Genomic DNA, 18,449 nt, shown 5'->3' with positions numbered 1-18,449 from the left:
TGTTAATAAAGAGGCGGCAATGAATCCACAACATGAAGTGCTACACTCCAGCAATACTTCAAACCCAACTCAACGCTGCTCAGGAGCCGACATGATAGAAGTCAAAGAAGCGGTGAAAGTTGCCAAGACAGCGGCAAACGATTTTCTCGGGCAAGAGACCACGCTACAAGATCTGATGCTTGAAGAAGTTGAATTAAGCCCAGACAAAAAAACGTGGGCAATAACACTTGGATTCAACGACCCCACCGCTTATAAATATGAACGCCTGGGCGCGGTTTTGGCAGGGCAAATACATTCAAGAAAGTATAAAACATTCATTATCGACTCGGAGACTGGTGAGTTCCGCGCCATGAAGATCCGCGAAGTATGATGGATGCCTATATAAAGCAATATCGCAAAAAAGGAATCATAGTCGACACCAATCTGCTGCTTCTGGCATTGATAGGCGGCACATCCAGCATCATGGAGTTCAAAAGAACAAGAGTCTACAGCAATGAAGATTACAGACTTCTGCTCAACATCATTGATCAATTTGAAAAACTTATTTCCACGCCTCATATCCTCGCAGAAGTCAGCAACCTGACAAACGGGCTTTACGGGAGAAAACTGCACGACTTCTATGAAACATTAAAACAATCACTATCAACGATAATTGAGATTCATTGCCCAGCCCAAGGTATAAGTCGTGATTATGAATTATCACCCTACGGCCTTACCGACGTAGGTATTATCTGTACGGCAAAAGATAACTATCTGGTTTTGACGGATGACCTAAGAGTTGCAGGGTTTGCTCACCAGCATGGCGTAGATGTCGTCAACTTCAATCATATTCGGGAAGCAAGCTGGGACGTATGAAACCTGTCGCATGATCGTTCCCACACATCGGCGTAGGAACGATCGGCCATCAGACTGTTAACCCGCTGCCATCGTCGACTACCCTGCGGCTTTGTACACACGATCAGCCAGCAACTGCGCCAGCTCAATCAACTGCGCAACGCCTAGCAATTCCTCTCGTTTCGAACTTTCCAGGTTAAACGCAAGATCACAGCTCAATGCATTGGCCGAGGCGAGGGTTTCGCTGAGGTTGATTAGCAAGTCTTCGGTGCTGATGCCGTCGGTTACGGTGAATAGCCGGATGGGGGCTTTAGAGTTAAGGGTTGATTCACTCATGGTGACGCTCCGTGAGAAAAAGTAGAGGCGCCTTAATGCTTGCGGGCCGCGACGCCCGACCACTGCGTTTGTAGCGGTGCACGGAGACTAGAGATCGAGTGTCCTAGGGACAACCTCAAAGACTTGTCGGAAATTTCTGTTTATCCAATTAACCAGTCTAACCGCCATCCACTTGGCCTCGCCTCGAAAAGCCGAATCATCCTACAAACCCTTCCGAACAGGCTGGCTAGCTCAGCCAAAAGCCCCCGCCCTAACCTCCCCGCTCGCGGTTTTGAGTCAACCAGCCGCAGTGGGGATGCCTGCTTTTGCAGCGCATCGTATCTTGCCAAGATGTATCCCAAGGAATACGATTCGAGATGATTCAATTCGATGAATCCGTTGAATTTGTCAAATGGCTGGACGCCGTTCGAGATCCATTCGCAAAAGTGCGTGTTATCAAGAGAATACGCATGGCAGAAGCAGGTAACTTCGGTGACTGCGAACCCGTAGGTAACGGCGTGTCCGAAATGCGGATCCACTATGGTCCGGGGTATCGCGTTTACTTCACTCGTCGACACGCGGTGGTTTACCTCCTGCTGATTGGTGGTGACAAATCAACACAAGATCGGGACATCAAGCTTGCAAAACAACTGGCATTAAATCTTGGAAATGAGGACTGACTCATGAGCGAATCCTTTACCCGCTTCGACGCGGCAAAATACTTGAAAACCCCACTGGAAATGGCCGCGTATTTAGAGACCTGTTTCGAAGACGATGCAGGTGACGGACTGTTGATTCGCACCGCCTTGAACGACATCGCCCGCGCCCAAGGCATGACCCAAGTAGCCCGCGACGCCGGCCTCGGACGAGAAAGCCTGTACAAAGCCCTATCCACCACTGGCAACCCCGAGTTTGCGACTATCATGAAAGTCATGAAAGCGCTGGGCCTCAAACTTCACGCCACGGTGGTCTGACTGCGACACCAAACCACATCACCCCTTTTTACTTATCCCCTACGATCAGGCTAAATACCCGCCTGATCGTTTAACCCTACGGATTGTCCGCCATGGCCCGTCAACGCTTTGCAATCGTCTGGATCGCCTGCTTTGCAGTGCTGTTCAACACCTTTGCCATGCCGATGGCCGGTGCAATGCAGCAGTCGGATGACCCGGTCAAGCAACTGATGTGGGGCGGTTTCTGCTCCTCCAACGGCGCCAGTCTCAAGACCATTGCTCTGGGCAAGCTGGAAATCCCGACACCGCAGCAGGACGATCATTCGGCCATGCAGCATTGCTGGTGTTGCTCAGGTTCGGCGCCGTTGGTGGCGTTGCCGGGGCATGTGCCGCAGTTATATGTCGCACAATTCAGCACTTCACAAAGCTTGCCGCCCCCCCGGCTGCAAAACCCTGCCCCGCGCCAGCAATGGCCGAGCCTCAACCCCCGCGCCTCTCCAACGGCCTGATTTATTCGCAAGCGAACTGCGTTTAAACCGTTTTGGAGAACTGCCATGCTCAAATCTTCCCTGCTTCTGGCCGCGTTGTTGCTGCCGGTGTTCAGTGCTGCCAATGCCGATGACTACAAGGCCGGCGACCTGCTGGTCAGCGACCCCTGGTCCCAGGAGTTGCCGCCAAATGCGCCGACCGTCGCGGCGTACTTTGTGATTCACAACACCGGTGAAACGCCAGACCGCCTGCTCAGCGTCGAGACGCCCGTGGCAGACAAGGCCGAGCTGCACGAGCACGTCATGCAGGGCGACTTGATGAAGATGCAGCAAGTGCCAAGCGTTACCGTGCCGGCCAAGGGTGACCTGACCTTCGCGCCCATGGCCTATCACGTCATGCTGGTAGGCCTCAAAGACCGCAGCCTGTTGGCCGACGGCAAGCAGTTCCCGCTGACCCTCACCTTCGAAAAGGCCGGCAAGGTCGAGGTAGAGGTGTCGGTGCAGAAGGTGCCGCCCATGGCCAGCCACGCGCACAAGCACCCTCAATAGGCTGACACTCGATGGGCGCCCCTCGCGCCAGGCTGTCCCCCCGCTCCCGCTTGATGCGCGGCAGTTGGATCAGCCTGTTCGCCATGCTGATGATCTTTATCGGTCCGCTGATTTCCCAAGCGATGCCGATGGATCATCACGCCGGTATGTCGATGCCAATGTCCATGGACATGCCCGGCGAACACTGCGAGGCCCATCAAAACAAAACCCCTGACGAACACCACGCCCTCTGGTCCAAGTGCGGCTATTGCGACCTGCTCTACAGCTGCCCCGCGCTACCCGGTGGCGCTTCAACGTTCACCCTCAACGCCCCTCCTCCCGCCAACGCCCTCACCCCCGCCACACGCCTGGGGCATGCCCGGCAGAGCATCTTCCCCGGCGCCCGCAGCCGCGCGCCGCCCATCGCCTCGTAAGCATTTCACAACGTTACTTCACCCCGGCCGACTTTAGACAGACAGCCGCAGGCTGCTGGCCGTGTTGTTTACGATTGATTGATGGAATTTGTCATGTCCAGGTTTTCTGCTGACACCCGTTTTGCCGTTCTATGCGGCGCACTGCTGATCCCATTGGCCCATGCCGATGAGCACGACGAACATGAACTGAGCCCTACCGTGATCACCGCGATTGCGCCCAGCTCGCCGCTGACCGTGATCACCAACCCCAAGGACCCACGCCAACCGGTACCCGCCAGCGACGGCGGCGACTACCTCAAGACCATCCCCGGCTTCGCCCTGGTGCGCAACGGCGGCACCAACGGCGACCCAGTGCTGCGCGGTATGTTTGGCTCGCGCCTGAACATTCTCACCAACGGCAGCATGATGCTCGGCGCCTGCCCTGGCCGGATGGACGCGCCCACCTCATATATCTCCCCGGAAACCTACGACAAACTCACCGTGATCAAAGGCCCGCAAACCGTGCTGTGGGGCCCAGGCGCATCGGCCGGCACCATCCTGTTCGAGCGTGAGCCGGAGCACTTCGGTGAGCTGGGCACGCGCCTCAATGCCAGTGTGCTGGCCGGTTCCAACGGGCGTTTTGACAAGGTCATCGACGCCGCCGCCGGTGGCCCGCTGGGCTATGTGCGCGTGATCGGCAACCAGGCCCATGCCGACGACTACAAGGACGGCAACAACGACACCGTGGCCTCGCGCTACGACAAGTGGAACGGCGACGTCGCCGTCGGTTTCACCCCCGACGCCGACACCCTGCTGGAACTCACCGCCGGCCGTGGCGATGGTGAAGCGCGCTACGCCGGGCGCGGCATGGATGGCTCGCAGTTCCTGCGTGAAAGCCTGGGCCTGCGCTTTGAAAAATCCAACCTCGGCGAGGTGCTGGACAAGGTCGAGGCCCAGGTCTACTACAACTACGCCGACCATGTGATGGACAACTACAGCCTGCGCACGCCCTCGGGCACCGGGATGATGGCCGGGCCCATGGCCTCCAACGTCGACCGCCGCACCCTCGGCGCGCGGGTCAAGGCCACCTGGCGCTGGGAGGATGTGCAACTGATCGGCGGCCTGGATGCCCAGACCAATGAACACCGCCAGCGCAGCAGCATGGACATCGACACTTACAAGGCATTGCCGCGCACCAAGGACGCCAACTTCCACAACTACGGCGTGTTTGGCGAACTTACCTGGTACGCCGCCGACCGGGACCGGCTGATCACCGGCGCCCGCCTGGACCGCGCCTCAGCCAAGGACTTGCGGCAAACCAGCGCCACCGCCGACAAGACCCGCGCCGATACGTTGCCGTCCGGTTTTGTGCGCTATGAGCACGACATTGACGACACCACGCTCTACGCCGGTCTCGGCCACTCCGAACGTTTCCCCGACTACTGGGAGCTGTTCTCGCCGAACACCGGCGCAGTCGGTTCGGTGAATGCGTTCGACGGTGTAAAGCCGGAGAAGACCACCCAACTCGACTTCGGCGCGCAGTACAAAGCCGACGACCTCGAAGCCTGGGCCTCGGGCTATATCGGCCGCGTGCAGGACTTCATCCTGTTCGACTATCAAGCGGGGATGATGGGCACCACTTCCCAGGCCCGTAATGTCGACGCCCGCATCATGGGCGGCGAATTGGGTGCGGCATATAAGCTGACGCGCAACTGGAAAACCGACGCCACCCTCGCCTACGCCTGGGGCAAAAACAGCAGCGACGGCAAGGCCCTGCCACAAATTCCGCCGCTGGACGCGCGTCTTGGCCTCACCTACAGCGAAGACGACTGGAGTGCGGGCGCCCTGTGGCGAGTGGTGGCGGCACAAAACCGCATCGACCAGAACAAGGGCAACGTGGTCGGCAAGGACTTCGACAAAAGCGGCGGCTTTGGCGTGTTCTCGCTGAATGCGGCGTACCGCATCAACAAAAACTTCAAGGTCAGCACCGGTGTGGACAACCTGTTTGGCAAAGCCTACGCCGAGCACTTGAACCTGGCGGGCAACGCCGGGTTCGGCTACCCGGCCAATGACCCGCAGGCCATCAAGGAACCGGGCCGTACCCTGTGGACTAAAATCGATATGAGCTTTTAACGCATTGTGGGCGCAGGTTTCCTGCGCCCACTGGTTTGGCGTTCACGAATAAATAAATCACAAGCCTTGCGGAGAAAAGCCTGATGAGCACGCAAAAAATATCCTTCTACAACCTGGCCTGGCGTTGGCATTTCTACGCCGGTCTTTTTGTCGCCCCCTTCATGGTGCTGCTGGCGCTGACCGGCATCATCTACTTGTTCAAGCCCCAACTCGACCCGCTGATGTACGGCGACTTGCTCACGGTGCAACGTGCCGAACGCGCCCTGAGCGCCGACGAGCTATTGCAGCGCACCAAAGCCGCCTACCCCCAAGGTGGCATCAGCAAATACCTGCCACCGGCCACCGCCACCAGCAGCGCGCAATTCGTGGTGCACAACAACGGCAGCGAGGTCACCGTATTTGTCGACCCCTATCGCGGCACCGTCCTCGGCGAACAGGATGCCAAATACAACCTGCAAGCCATCGCCCGTGCCCTGCACGGTGAGCTGATGATCGGCACCGTGGGCGACCGCCTGATAGAACTCGCCGCCGGTTGGGGCGTGATGTTGGTGGTCTCTGGTGTGTACTTGTGGTGGCCGCGCGGCAAGTCTTCGGCGGGTGTTTTGTGGCCGCGCTTCAACACCCGCGGCCGGGTGTTCTGGCGCGACATGCACGCGGTCACTGGTTTCTGGGGCGCGGCACTGTTGCTGGTGATGCTGCTCAGCGGCATGACCTGGACCGGCTTCTGGGGCAAGCAGTACGCCGAGCTGTGGAATAAATTCCCGGCCGCGATGTGGAACGATGTGCCGAAGTCCGACCAACAGGCGCGCACGCTCAACACCGCAACACAGCAGACCGTGCCGTGGGCCATGGAAAACACCCCCATGCCGATGTCCGGCGACCACGCCGAACACATGAACCACGGCGCCATGCACGCAGGCCCGGCCGCACCCACCGTGAGCCTGCAACAGGTGGTGGATTTGGCCACCGCACGCAAGGTCGAGCCGGGCTACAGCATCACCTTCCCCACCACCGCCACCGGCGTATTCACCGTCGCCGTCTTCGCCGATGACCCGCGCAACGACGCCACCCTGCATGTGGACCAGTACACCGGCAAAATCCTGGCCGATGTGCGCTGGGAACACTACAACCTTGTCGCACGCGCCACCGAGACCGGCGTGATGTTGCATGAGGGCAAGATGTTCGGCTGGGTCAACCAACTGATCGTGCTGCTGATCTGCCTGATGATTTTGCTCAGCGCTGTCAGCGGCGTGGTGATCTGGTGGAAGCGCAAACCCCAGGGCAGCCTTGGGGTTCCGCCGCTGCGCCATGACCTGCCAAAGTGGAAAACCGCGATGGTGATCATGCTCGCGCTGGCGATTGTTTTCCCGCTGGTGGGCGCCTCTCTGGTCTTGGTGTGGGCCTTGGATCGCCTGGTGCTGTCGCGTTTCTTTGGCCAACATGAATCCCCCTCAGGTTCCGTATGAACCCGGCGAGATGCCCCACACAGAGCACTTCTGTAGCCTTGCGCGACTTTTGCCGCGCAGCGAATAAGTGTTAACTTATAACACTTACTGCGTTATCGTGACTCGCCGCCCCACGCGGCGAGTCCACCTCCAAGAAGACTGATCGCCCCATGAACAAGTACCTCGTGTCCGGGCTGTGCCTGCTCGCCCTGCATAACAGCGCCCACGCCCTGACCCTGCCCGCCAGCGCCGTCAACGCACCGCTGGTGGACGACGAACACATCGACCTCAACACCCCCACCACCGCCGGTTCGCGCCTGAACCTCACGGCCCTGCAAACCCCCGGCAGTGTCGAAAGCCAGACCGGCACGCAGATCCGCGAGCGTGGCGATGCCAGCGTGCAGGACGCGATTTCCCGTGCCACCGGCATCAGCCGCACCGGCACGCCAGGCGATGGCGGCACCTCGCTGTCGGCCCGTGGCTTTACCGGCCAGGGCTCGGTGATGCAGCTATACGACGGCACCCGTATGTACATGGGCATGGGCACCTCGACTTTCCCGGTGGACACCTGGTCGGTGGAGCGCGTGGATGTTTTGCGCGGCCCGGCCTCGGTGTTGTACGGCGAAGGCGCCACCGGCGCGGTGATCAATACCGTGCCGAAAAAGCCGTTTGAAGGCGAGATCGAAAACCACATCCGCCTGGGCTACGGCTCTTATGACCGCCAGCAGCAGGCCCTGGACAGCGGCGGCTCGCTGACCGACACCCTGAGCTATCGCCTGAACCTCAACCGCCTGCGCAGCAACGGTTTCATCGACCGTGGCGACTCCAGCAGCGACTTCATCAGCGGCGCGCTGCGCTGGCAGGCGGCCGACAACCTGAGCTTCACGCTGGCCAGCGACTACGGCGACCAACGCCCGCAAAACTACTTCGGCACGCCACTGATCAACGGCCAACTGCACAAGGGCCTGCGCGACAAAAACTACAACGTCCGCAACGACACCCAGCACTACAACGACCAGTGGACGCGCCTGACCAGCGAGTGGCAGTTGAGCGACAACGTCAGCGCCACCAACGAGCTGTTCTACCTGAAAAACCAGCGTCGCTGGCAGAACGCCGAGAACTACAACGTCACCAATGGCCAGCTCACCCGCAGCGGCAACTACGGCATCAAGCACAACCAGGAGCAGGTCGGCGACCGCCAGACCTTCACCTTCAGGCACACCCTGTTCGGCCTCGACAGCCAGACCGTGGCCGGTGTGGAGTACAACCGCATCCGCTTCCGCCTGGCCAGTAACTCGCCGTTCACCGACACCTTCAGCGATGGCCAACCCATCGACATCAACCACCCGGCGCCCGGTCAGTTCGCCAGCAGCGATCCGTTCAAGCCGCTGTTCGCCACCACCACCAAAACCGTCGCAGGCTTCGCCGAAAACCGCCTGCAACTCACCGACCAGTTGGCGCTGGTCACCGGTATCCGCCGCGACTACGCCCACATCGACCGCGATAATTTGCGCACCGGCGAGCAGTCCGACAAAACCCTCACCGGCAACAACTGGAAGGCCGGCCTGGTCTATGCGATCACCCCGGACACCTCGGTCTACGGCCAGTACGCCACCAGCACCGACGGCGTCGGCGGCCTGATTTCACTCAGCCCAGGCCAGCAGCAGTTCGACCTGTCCACCGCCAAGCAGACCGAGGTCGGCATCAAGCAAGCCTTCTGGAACCAGCGCGGTGAATGGACCTTGGCGGCTTACCACATCGTCAAGAAGAAACTGCTCACTGACGTGCCGGGCGACCCGAGTCGTCAGCAGCAAGTCGGCCAGCAATCTTCCCGTGGCCTGGAAGCCAGCCTCGACCTGCAACTCCCCGATGCCTGGCAACTGCAAGCCAATGCGGCGATCGTTCACGCCCAATACGATGACTTCAAACAGGACGTTGACGGCGCGCAGGTTTCGCGCGACGGCAATCGCCCGGTGGACGTGCCGCGCCGCACCGCCAACCTGTGGCTGAGCAAGGCTGTGACCGACGATATCCGCGCCGGTGCCGGTGTGCGGTATGTGGATGCGCGTTACGCCGACATGGCCAACCAGAACGAGCTGCCGAGCTACACCGTGGTGGACGCGACGGTGTCGTGGAAAGCCATGCGCAACACCACGCTGGGCCTGCAGTTGAACAACCTGTTTGATCGCACCTATGCCGTCAGCCAATACAATGACGGCCAACAGTGGATCCTGGGCGAACCGCGCTCGTTCTTCGTGACGGCGGACTACACCTTTTAACTGATACAACACAGGTCAAAAATGTGGGAGCGGGCTTGCTCGCGAATGCGGTGGATCAGCAACAGATGTATTGACTGACACACCGCATTCGCGAGCAAGCCCGCTCCCACATTTAGACCGGTTTTAACTCGAGAGACTTGATGACTTCACTCAGCCTCACCGACCTTACCTGGTCCCCCGCAGGCCACTGCCATCACCAGTTCCACCTGCGTGACGCCAGCCTGCAGGTCGGTGCGGGAGAGTTCGTCGGGCTGATCGGGCCCAACGGCAGCGGCAAGACCAGCCTGTTGCGCTGCGCCTACCGGTTCACCCAACCGGTGCGCGGTGACGTGTTGCTCGACCACCAGAACGTGTGGAAACAAAGCGCCAAATGGTGCGCCCAACGCATCGCCGTGGTGCTCCAGGAGTTCCCCGATGCCTTTGGCCTGCGGGTCGATGAAGTGGTCGCCATGGGCCGCACGCCCCACAAAGGCCTGTTCGACGGCGACACCCTGCACGACCGGCAGCTGGTTCACCACGCATTGCAATCGGTGGGCATGCACGGCTTCGAAGACCACGCCTTCGCCACCCTCTCCGGCGGTGAAAAACAGCGCGTGATCCTGGCCCGCGCCCTGGCCCAACAGCCGCAACTGCTGATTCTCGACGAGCCCACCAACCACCTCGACCCACGCTACCAACTGGAGCTGTTGGGGCTGGTCAAACGCCTGAACATCGGCACCCTGGCCAGCATCCACGACCTCAACCTGGCCGCCGCCTTCTGTGATCGCCTGTACGTGATCCACCACGGGCGCATCGTCGCCAGCGGCACGCCCCATGAGGTGCTGACCACCGAACTGCTGCGCGAAGTGTTTGGTGTCGAAGCCTTGATCGACATTCATCCCTTGTCCGGCTACCCCCGAATCACCTGGATAACTCAACCATGATCCTGCGTTCCCTGCTGGGTGTAGCCCTGCTGTTCGGTGCCTCTGAAGCGTTCGCCGAAGCCACCCATTACCCGTTGACCGTGAAAAGCTGCAACCGCGACGTGACCTTCCAGGAGGCGCCCCAGCACGCGGTCAGCCACGACATCAACATGACGCAAATGATGCTCGCCCTTGGCCTCAAGCCGCGCATGGCCGGCTACAGCGGCGTGACGGGCTGGAAATCGGTCGCCCCGGAAATGGCCAGCACCCTCGACGGCCTGCCGGAGCTGGCCAGCAAGTACCCCTCGGTAGAAACCCTGCTCAATGCCAACGTGGATTTTTTCTTCGCCGGCTGGGACTACGGCATGCGCGTGGGTGGCGACCTCACGCCGCAAACCCTGCAACCCTTGGGCATCAACGTGTATGAATTGACCGAGTCCTGCGCCTTCGTGATGAAACGCCCCGCCGCGACCCTGGACGACACCTATAACGACCTGCGCAACCTGGGCAAGATCTTCAACGTGCAAGACCGCGCCAACGCGCTCATCGCGCAGATGCAGGCGCAGGTCGCCGAGGTGCAAAAAGACCTGCCTGCCGACACGCCACGCGTGTTCCTGTACGACAGCGGCGAAGACCGCGCCATGACCTCCGGCCGCCTGGGCATGCCTCAGGCACTGATCACCGCAGCCGGTGGGCGCAATATTCTCGATGACGTTGATGCCAGTTGGACCCGCGTCAACTGGGAGACGGTGGTGGAGCGCAACCCGCAAGTGATCGTGATCGTCGACTACAGCGAGATCACCGCCGACCAGAAGCAGGCATTCCTGATGAACAACCCGGCGCTGCAAGCGGTAGACGCCATCAAAAACCAGCGATTCATCGTGATCCCTTACGTGCAAGCCACGCCGGGCATCGATAACGTGCTGGCCGTCGAGACCCTGGCCAAGGGGTTCCACGGCGAATGATCACCCGTCGCTACGCCTGGTTGCTTGTGGCCCTGGCTGCGCTGTTGCTGGCCTCTTGCGTGATCTCGCTGGGCTTTGGCCCGGCGCGGGTGCCGGTGGAGGTGGTGTGGCGCATCGTGGTGTACAAGGCCTTCGGGATCGGCGAGGTCAGCTGGCCCGCCGGGCAGGAGCATATTGTCTGGCTGATCCGCGTGCCGCGCATGCTACTGGGTGCATTGGTGGGTGCGGGGCTGGCGTTGATCGGCGCGGTGTTGCAGGCGGTCACGCGCAACCCGCTGGCCGACCCGCACCTGCTGGGCGTCACCTCCGGCGCCACCCTGGGTGCAGTGATCGTGGTGCTGCATGTGGGTGAAATCATCGGCTTGCTGACCTTGCCCATCGCCGCGTTTATCGGCGCCTTGGCGAGCATGCTGGTGGTGCTGGCGGTGGCCAGCCGCAATGGCCGCCTGGACAGCGATCGCTTGCTGCTGTGCGGTGTGGCGGTGTCGTTTGTGATGATGGCGGTGGCCAACCTGTTGCTGTTCATGGGCGACCATCGCGCTGCCTCGGCCGTCATGTTCTGGATGCTCGGCGGCCTGGGCCTGGCGCGCTGGGAGCTGCTGGCGATTCCCGCTGTTACGGTGCTGCTGGGGCTAGGGGTGTTGCTGGGCATGGCGCGCCCGCTCAACGCCTTGATGGCCGGTGAGCAGACTGCCGTGACCCTCGGCCTCAACGTACGCACGGTGCGCTTGAAGGTGTTTCTGGTGGCCTCGCTGATGACCGGTGTGCTGGTGTCGATCAGCGGCTCCATCGGCTTTGTCGGCCTGATGATCCCGCACATCGCCCGGCGCCTGGTGGGCGCCGAGCACCGGCGCTTGCTGCCGGTGTGCGGGCTGCTGGGCAGCTTGTTCCTGGTATGGGTGGACGTGGCTGCACGCACCCTGATCGCCCCCGAAGACTTGCCGATTGGCGTGGCCACGGCAGCCATCGGTGGGCTGTTCTTTATCGGCTTGATGCGCCAGCGCTCATAGCTCGTCCCTGGCCGGGTAGGCCGGCACCACCTCCCAGGCGGAATGTTCCTCCCCCGCCTCCAGGGTCCACTCCACCTTCAATACCCCCCTGCGCGTCCAGTAATCGTCCGGGTCCAGCACCTGCACCACGCCATCGCTGGCCAGGCGCGCAAGCCATTGCGTGGGCCGATAGTCCGTGGGGCCCAAAAGCCCGCCGCTGAACAAATCCTCCTCACGCTCGGTGTAGCGAGGCAGGTATTTGAGCAAGCCGCCCTGGCGTGTCGACAGATAACAGAACGCACCACGCACGCCGTTTTTGAACAGCAGGTTGCGATAGAACCCGAGGGTGTCGCGCGCCGCAAAGTGCTCCGCCAGTCGCTGGTCCTGCGCAGTGTCGTCCGGGTTGCCGGGCATGCGCTGGAACAACAGGTGCGCCGCCACCAGTTTGAAACCGGACGGATACGCCGGTGCCGGTGAAGACGGCTCGAACAGACCGCCTTCAACCTTGAACAGCCGTCGCGGCAACGGTGAGTCGATCCCTGTATCGCGCAACGGCTCAAGCGCAACGAAGGAGGTAGACGCGGTATTGACCAGTACCAACCCGAGGTAATGCGCCTCAGGTACGAGACGTCGCTGGGCATGGCGGGCAGCGTCATCCGGGTGGGAAAACAGCGGCCCGAACGCCAGCGCCTTGTCGGGTTGCGCCGCACTGCGCCGGGCCTCCCAGTTCGCGTCGACGCGGCCCTTGATGCTCCAAATTTCACTGGTAGCCAGCACCGTCAATTCATGGGCCTGGGCCATTTCACGGATATAGCCCAGCGGCGTCAGGCTGCCATTTTTTAGACGCGGCAATGCGTTACCAAAGGAGGCCAAGGGTGACTGCAACCGCACCTGAAGCCAGGCCCCGTCCACGCAGCCGACAAACACCGGCAGGTAGTCGGAAGGTTTGGCGCCTCTGAGTCCCCAGGCACGGGTGAGGTCCGCAGGCGAAACGAAACAGCGATACAGCGGGTCGTCCCGCAGAATCTCGGCCTGCGTCGGCGGGCACAGGTACAGCCCTTGCACCTCCAGGCCTGCCGGTGCAGCGCCCGCCACCAGCAGCCGATCCAGGTTCAGGGCCAGGGCACCAGCCGGCTGGGGTGCAGTGGCCACATACTGTTCGGTATTGCGCGCCTTGAGCACCACGCCGTAGCTCAACTGGCGACGCTGGCCGCTCTGGCGGTGCAGGTCGCGCAAGGCGTCGGTCAGTTGCACGAACACCGGGCCGAGGGGCGCATCCACCGACAGCGCGGGCACGTCATCGAGCACGGCAGCGGCCTGCCATTGTTCGACTCGGGCCGCCTGCCCCCACAGGGTGCTGCCCTTGACCACGCGCAACACCAACGCCCGTGCCACACGGCTGACGTACTCACTGGGCGCCAGCACACCGTCGCGCAGGGACTGTTCCAACTCGTTGAGCTTGGGGTTCACCGTGCCACGCACCCGCAACCTGGCCGCCAGCGAGCGCTCCAGCGCACCACCTTGGCTGGCCACGCTGAGCAGCGCGCCATCATCGCAAAACAGGTATTCCAGGCCGGTGGAAAACCGCAGCGCGCTGGGCGAGTCATCGAGCATGGCGCCCAGAAAATCCGTGGCAAACATGTTCTGGTACACCGCCCGTTCGCCCTCGCTCAGGGCAAAAGGCAACTGCCCCAGGCGCCGCGAGTGGTAGCGCGCCACCGCCGTGCTGCCGCCGAGGAATTGGGAATGCACCACCAGGTCATCGCGACGGATCCAGCCTGGCGCGAAGTTCTCGACGTAGACCGCCACCGGATCGGTGGCCGTGAACAGCCCGTCGGTGCGCCGCAGGATCAGCCCGCCGTAGACCCGGTCGCGACGATTGCCCAAGCGTTCCTGCGCATGGCGCGCGGCATCATCGGCGGTGGCGAAACACGGGCCCAACGCATGCCGGTTGGCCTGGGCGAAGGCCAACCACTGCGGCCCGACGCGACCGGCCACGTCCCAGCAGGTGCTGGTGTTGATCACCGTCAGTTGCCCGCCAAGCGCCACCTGCCGCACATAGCCACGCGCCGTCAGCGTCTGGCCGAGCCTGGCCTGCAACGCATCCGGGTCCATTTTCCCTGACTCGTCCTGAAGCACCCCAAGCGGGTCGTAGCCAGCGTGGAACGTCAGCAGCGCACCGTCGAGGGTCGACAGATAGAGCGCCAGGGTGTTGGGGACGCGCGCCCGGCGGCGCCCCTGTTGATCGTAGAGCGCCGCGTACAGGTCGTGCGCACCGATAAAATGCCGCCCCACCCAGGCCGCCTGCCCGCGCAAGCCCTGTGGTAAGCCGCTGGCGCTGTAGTAAACCGCGTGAGCCGTGAAGTTTTCAGTCAATGCCGGTGCGCCGAATTCAGCGGCAAATACCAAGCGGTCCAGCACGGCACCTGGCACCCCTTGCGTGGCGACATAGACCTCAAGGGCTTTATGCTTGAGCACCACACCCAAGCCCTGGGGCGCCTGTGCATAGGCCCGGCGCCAGCGTGAGCAGGCATCGGCCACGGCTTGCTGGGCGCTGGTGAAGATCGGCCCCAACGAGGGCTGTGGCGGCACATGGTCGGCAGCGATCACGTAGGGGGGCGACCAGTCACTCTGCACCCTGGCGGGGCTGCCCCATAGTCTGTTGCCCACCACCACCCGCACCACACCGGCCAATACCATGGCCCGTACCACGTCGCTGGGCACCAGGCTGTGATCCTGCAGTTGACGATGCAACTGGCTGCCGCCGCGCTCAGGGGCGCTCAAGTCGAACAGCTCGCGACTCAGCGCCGGGGCATAGGGTTCGAAGGCAACCAGGCTGTCGGCCGCGCCCGACAAGTACGCTACCGGCACCTTCGGCGCCAGCGTGAGGACCCGGTGAATGTCGCTGTCTAAAAACATCTGCGCAGCGACTTGGGCTTCATCATCACCCGCCGCCACCTGGGTATGGGCGCGTGAACTGTACACCCCGTGCAGGCTGTAGCCAGCCGGGATCACCACCGGAACTGCGTCACGGTCCACCGGCCCGACGCGGCTCATATCAAAACGAGCACCGGGGTTTTCCTGGGGCTCGGTGGCGAAAAAATGCTGCTGTGGCCCTTTGAGGACCAGGCCGATGTATTCACGCTCGCGCCGACTGCCGATGCGCTCGTGGGCATAGCGCGCCGCATCGTCGGCCAGCACAAACGCCGGGCTCAGCACTGCCAGGGGGTGGCGCGAATACGGTTGCCAGTTCGCATCAATGCGCCCGGCCACATCCCACAGTGGGCTGGTCTTGACCACCGACAGGTCACCGGCGCCAGCCAACTGCTGGATGTAGGTGCGCACCGCCAGCCGCCCCTCGTCCAATGCCGCTTGCTGGCCGTTATCGATGCCTCCCTTTCCCGCTCCCGGCGGGTTGTAGAAACGCAACTGCGCACCCGAGTTGGAAAACTGATAGCGCAACAACGCACCGTCAACGGTACTTACGTACAGCGCCATCCCTGGCGTGCCTATCACTCTGTGCAGGTTGATGCCGTGAGCCAGCACTCTGGGCAGAATAAATCGCTCATACAGCCAGGCTTCGCTCACTGCCGGCGGTGCGGGGGCGTCAACCGCCAGCCAATAAAAGCCGGCAATCCGATAGTCCGGCGGCAAGTAGAAGGTACCGTCGTCTGCATTGCGAAATACCAGGTGTGGATCAAATACCGGCTCCTCGACGACCACAGGCTCAGTCACCACATACCTTGCCTGCTGGGCATGCTTGAGCAAAAAGCCCAATTGCCGGGTGCTGGGCTTGAGTAGCAGCTGGTGATGGGCAAACGCCATGGCGCCCGGTGCGTCCGCATAGACCTGACTGAAAGCGGGGTCGACGTTGGCGGGCTCGGTAACCGGCTTAAACGCTTGCCAACCGTCTAACACCTCACCGCGCAAGCCCACCCACACAGGTGACGTGACCACCACCGCCAGCGTGCCCCGGTCGAGCAGATCGTGAATAGAGCGCTCCACCGGCTCTTGCTCGGGCGGTAGCGACAACCGCGGCCAAGGCTGGCGCTCGCTGTCGTGGAGCACGAACCGCACCAGCGAGCCCTGCGGCCCGAGGGTATACACCCCCAGCACCAGCCGGGTGCAGGCTGCGACCACCCGGCCTCCAGGAACGCTTTGGGTCAGGTCGATACGCTGAGGGCTCCAACCGGGACGCAAGCGCTTAAGCAAGGCCTGGTTGTCAGTGTCGCAAAAGAAATAGGCCAAATACCGGTAGCCCTCGGGCATCAAACGGTCCCAATCGGCCTCCATGATCACTTCGCCTTCGAAAAGAAAATCCTCCAGCAGGCCTTCGAATTGGCGTGTGGCCCGGTAGTGTCCATCGGGGTCGATGAGGATATAGCCACCGGTCAATCCACTCTTGCGCCGATCGATTTGCGCCATGGCATGACGGGCCGCGTCGTCCGGCATCAAAAACGGCGGGCTCAGGTGTTGCAGCAGTTCATTGGCACTATGGGTTGGCATTGCGAAGTCCCTCGCGTGGTTACAGTTCATCCCTGATGGGAAGTGGGGTGGGTGCGTACGCGCCTGGCGGCTGCTTTGTTCATTCATGGGGCAGCACTGAAACTGAGTGGATCTTGAAAGCGCCGTGCCCTCTGAGGGCGCTACATAGGTAAAACCGGCACCACAACGGCACATTGGCGTGCACGCGCACCCTCTCCTGGCGCCACATTGGTGCAGACCACAACCCGCTGCGCACTTGAACGGCCCATGCCAGTGGGGTTTTCCCACTTAGGCACAGCCCTTGCTATCTCCACCTGCATCAGCCATCCAAGAAAAATCGGTCACGGAGATCGCACCATGAAGCGTCGCAGCTTGATCAAGGCTTTCACTCTTACGGCATCCATTGCCGCCATGGGCATGACCTGGACAATCCAGGCCGCCGAGACCATCAAGGTCGGCATCCTGCATTCGCTGTCCGGCACCATGGCCATCTCCGAAACCTCGCTCAAAGACATGGCGTTGATGACCATCGACGAGATCAATGCCAAGGGTGGGGTGAACGGCAGGATGCTTGAACCTGTGGTGGTGGACCCTGCGTCCAACTGGCCGCTGTTCGCCGAAAAGGGGCGCCAGCTGCTGACCCAGGACAAGGTCGCCGTGGTGTTCGGCTGCTGGACTTCGGTGTCGCGCAAATCGGTGTTGCCGGTGTTCGAAGAACTCAACGGCCTGCTGTTCTACCCCGTGCAATACGAAGGCGAAGAGATGTCGCCCAACGTGTTCTATACCGGTGCAGCGCCCAACCAGCAGGCCATCCCTGCTGTCGAGTACCTGATGAGCGAAGAAGGCGGCGCGGCCAAGCGCTTCTTCCTGCTGGGCACCGACTACGTGTACCCGCGCACCACCAACAAGATCCTGCGCTCGTTCCTGCATTCCAAAGGCGTAGCGGATAAAGATATCGAAGAGGTCTACACCCCGTTCGGCCATGCCGATTACCAGACCATCGTGGCCAACATCAAAAAATTCTCCGCCGGTGGCAAAACCGCCGTGATCTCCACCGTCAACGGCGACTCCAACGTGCCGTTCTACAAGGAACTGGCCAACCAGGGCCTGAAAGCTACCGAAGTACCGGTGGTGGCGTTCTCGGTGGGCGAAGAAGAACTGCGCGGCATCGACACCAAGCCGCTGGTGGGCAACCTTGCCGCGTGGAACTACTTCCAGTCGGTGGAGAACCCGGTGAACAAGAAGTTCGTGGCGGACTGGAAAGCCTACGCCAAGAAACACAACCTGCCGGGCGCCGACAAAGCGGTGACCAACGACCCGATGGAAGCCACTTACGTGGGTATCCACATGTGGGCGCAGGCAGCCGAAAAAGCCAAGTCCACCGATGTCGACAAAGTGCGTGAAGCGCTGGCTGGGCAGACCTTTGCCGCGCCGTCCGGCTTCACCCTGACCATGGACAAGACCAACCACCACCTGCACAAGCCGGTGATGATCGGTGAGATCCAGGCTGACGGGCAGTTCTCCGTAGTGTGGCAAACCGACGAGCCGATCCGTGCCCAGCCGTGGAGCCCGTACATTCCTGGCAATGACAAAAAGCCGGACTACGCGGTGAAAAGTAACTAAGCCCCACCACGGATCAAATGTGGGAGGGGGCTTGCTTCCGATGGCGGTGTGTCAGGCAATGCATCTGTCACTGAACCACTGCCATCGGGAGCAAGCC

16 protein-coding genes are annotated in these 18,449 nt (G+C 61.5%); 14 read left to right on the top strand and 2 right to left on the bottom strand.

Annotated elements, in window-relative coordinates:
- The first annotated feature begins 91 nt into the window (after positions 1-91).
- Both DYL59_RS24135 and DYL59_RS24130 read left to right on the top strand, forming a co-directional pair.
- On the top strand, positions 92-370 hold the full coding sequence (locus DYL59_RS24135) for a hypothetical protein (RefSeq protein ID WP_135291430.1): 279 nt from the start codon (positions 92-94) through the stop codon (positions 368-370).
- Entirely contained in the window at positions 367-855 is a 489-nt protein-coding gene (locus DYL59_RS24130) for a PIN domain-containing protein (protein ID WP_135291429.1), read from the top strand. The genes DYL59_RS24135 and DYL59_RS24130 overlap by 4 nt, the downstream gene beginning before the upstream one ends.
- A 78-nt stretch (positions 856-933) precedes the next feature.
- Here DYL59_RS24130 and DYL59_RS24125 read toward each other — a convergent pair whose 3' ends face one another.
- Complete coding sequence (locus DYL59_RS24125) at positions 934-1,170, bottom strand: DUF6124 family protein (protein WP_135291428.1); 237 nt, start codon at positions 1,168-1,170, stop codon at positions 934-936.
- A 356-nt stretch (positions 1,171-1,526) separates the two neighbouring features.
- On the opposite strand from DYL59_RS24125, the gene DYL59_RS24120 reads away from it, so the two are divergent.
- From DYL59_RS24120 to DYL59_RS24070, 11 genes are all read left to right on the top strand, one after another.
- Positions 1,527-1,829 carry a type II toxin-antitoxin system RelE/ParE family toxin gene (locus DYL59_RS24120; protein WP_135291427.1) on the top strand — a complete coding sequence of 101 codons (303 nt, stop codon included), beginning with the start codon at positions 1,527-1,529 and terminating at the stop codon, positions 1,827-1,829.
- Between the two features lie 3 nt (positions 1,830-1,832).
- Positions 1,833-2,123 carry an addiction module antidote protein gene (locus tag DYL59_RS24115; RefSeq protein ID WP_135291426.1) on the top strand — a complete coding sequence of 97 codons (291 nt, stop codon included), beginning with the start codon at positions 1,833-1,835 and terminating at the stop codon, positions 2,121-2,123.
- Between the two features lie 92 nt (positions 2,124-2,215).
- A complete protein-coding gene (locus tag DYL59_RS24110) occupies positions 2,216-2,611 on the top strand; it encodes a DUF2946 domain-containing protein (RefSeq protein WP_135291425.1) in 396 nt (131 codons plus the stop codon).
- A gap of 45 nt (positions 2,612-2,656) precedes the next feature.
- Entirely contained in the window at positions 2,657-3,139 is a 483-nt protein-coding gene (locus DYL59_RS24105) for a copper chaperone PCu(A)C (RefSeq protein WP_135291424.1), read from the top strand.
- 11 nt (positions 3,140-3,150) lie between these two features.
- Positions 3,151-3,552 (top strand): DUF2946 domain-containing protein, encoded by a 402-nt coding sequence (locus DYL59_RS24100; RefSeq protein ID WP_135291423.1) that lies wholly within the window; start codon positions 3,151-3,153, stop codon positions 3,550-3,552.
- A 93-nt stretch (positions 3,553-3,645) separates the two neighbouring features.
- The gene (locus DYL59_RS24095) at positions 3,646-5,664 is read left to right on the top strand and encodes a TonB-dependent copper receptor (RefSeq protein ID WP_135291422.1); all 2,019 of its coding nucleotides are present in this window, start codon (positions 3,646-3,648) and stop codon (positions 5,662-5,664) included.
- A gap of 83 nt (positions 5,665-5,747) precedes the next feature.
- Positions 5,748-7,130: a PepSY-associated TM helix domain-containing protein gene (locus tag DYL59_RS24090; protein ID WP_135291421.1), complete on the top strand. Its 1,383-nt coding sequence runs from the start codon at positions 5,748-5,750 to the stop codon at positions 7,128-7,130.
- Positions 7,131-7,279: 149 nt separating this feature from the next.
- On the top strand, positions 7,280-9,388 hold the full coding sequence (locus DYL59_RS24085; protein ID WP_135291420.1) for a TonB-dependent receptor: 2,109 nt from the start codon (positions 7,280-7,282) through the stop codon (positions 9,386-9,388).
- A 140-nt stretch (positions 9,389-9,528) separates the two neighbouring features.
- Positions 9,529-10,311 carry an ABC transporter ATP-binding protein gene (locus DYL59_RS24080; RefSeq protein WP_135291419.1) on the top strand — a complete coding sequence of 261 codons (783 nt, stop codon included), beginning with the start codon at positions 9,529-9,531 and terminating at the stop codon, positions 10,309-10,311.
- Positions 10,308-11,255 carry an ABC transporter substrate-binding protein gene (locus DYL59_RS24075; protein ID WP_135291418.1) on the top strand — a complete coding sequence of 316 codons (948 nt, stop codon included), beginning with the start codon at positions 10,308-10,310 and terminating at the stop codon, positions 11,253-11,255. The genes DYL59_RS24080 and DYL59_RS24075 overlap by 4 nt, the downstream gene beginning before the upstream one ends.
- A complete protein-coding gene (locus DYL59_RS24070) occupies positions 11,252-12,265 on the top strand; it encodes a FecCD family ABC transporter permease (RefSeq protein ID WP_135291417.1) in 1,014 nt (337 codons plus the stop codon). Before DYL59_RS24075 ends, DYL59_RS24070 begins: the two co-directional genes overlap by 4 nt.
- Here the strand turns inward: DYL59_RS24070 and DYL59_RS24065 are convergent.
- Positions 12,260-16,750: a hypothetical protein gene (locus DYL59_RS24065; protein ID WP_135291416.1), complete on the bottom strand. Its 4,491-nt coding sequence runs from the start codon at positions 16,748-16,750 to the stop codon at positions 12,260-12,262. The genes DYL59_RS24070 and DYL59_RS24065 overlap by 6 nt on opposite strands.
- A gap of 336 nt (positions 16,751-17,086) precedes the next feature.
- Between DYL59_RS24065 and urtA the strand changes: the two genes are divergently transcribed.
- The gene (gene urtA / locus DYL59_RS24060; protein WP_135291415.1) at positions 17,087-18,352 is read left to right on the top strand and encodes an urea ABC transporter substrate-binding protein; all 1,266 of its coding nucleotides are present in this window, start codon (positions 17,087-17,089) and stop codon (positions 18,350-18,352) included.
- Positions 18,353-18,449 lie beyond the last annotated feature (97 nt).

The sequence above is a fragment of the Pseudomonas kairouanensis genome (genome assembly GCF_004682055.1).
Classification (GTDB): Bacteria; Pseudomonadota; Gammaproteobacteria; order Pseudomonadales; family Pseudomonadaceae; genus Aquipseudomonas; species Aquipseudomonas kairouanensis.
The sequence above is the reverse complement of the archived record's forward strand: the minus strand, read 5'-3'. Positions and strand labels throughout refer to the sequence as shown.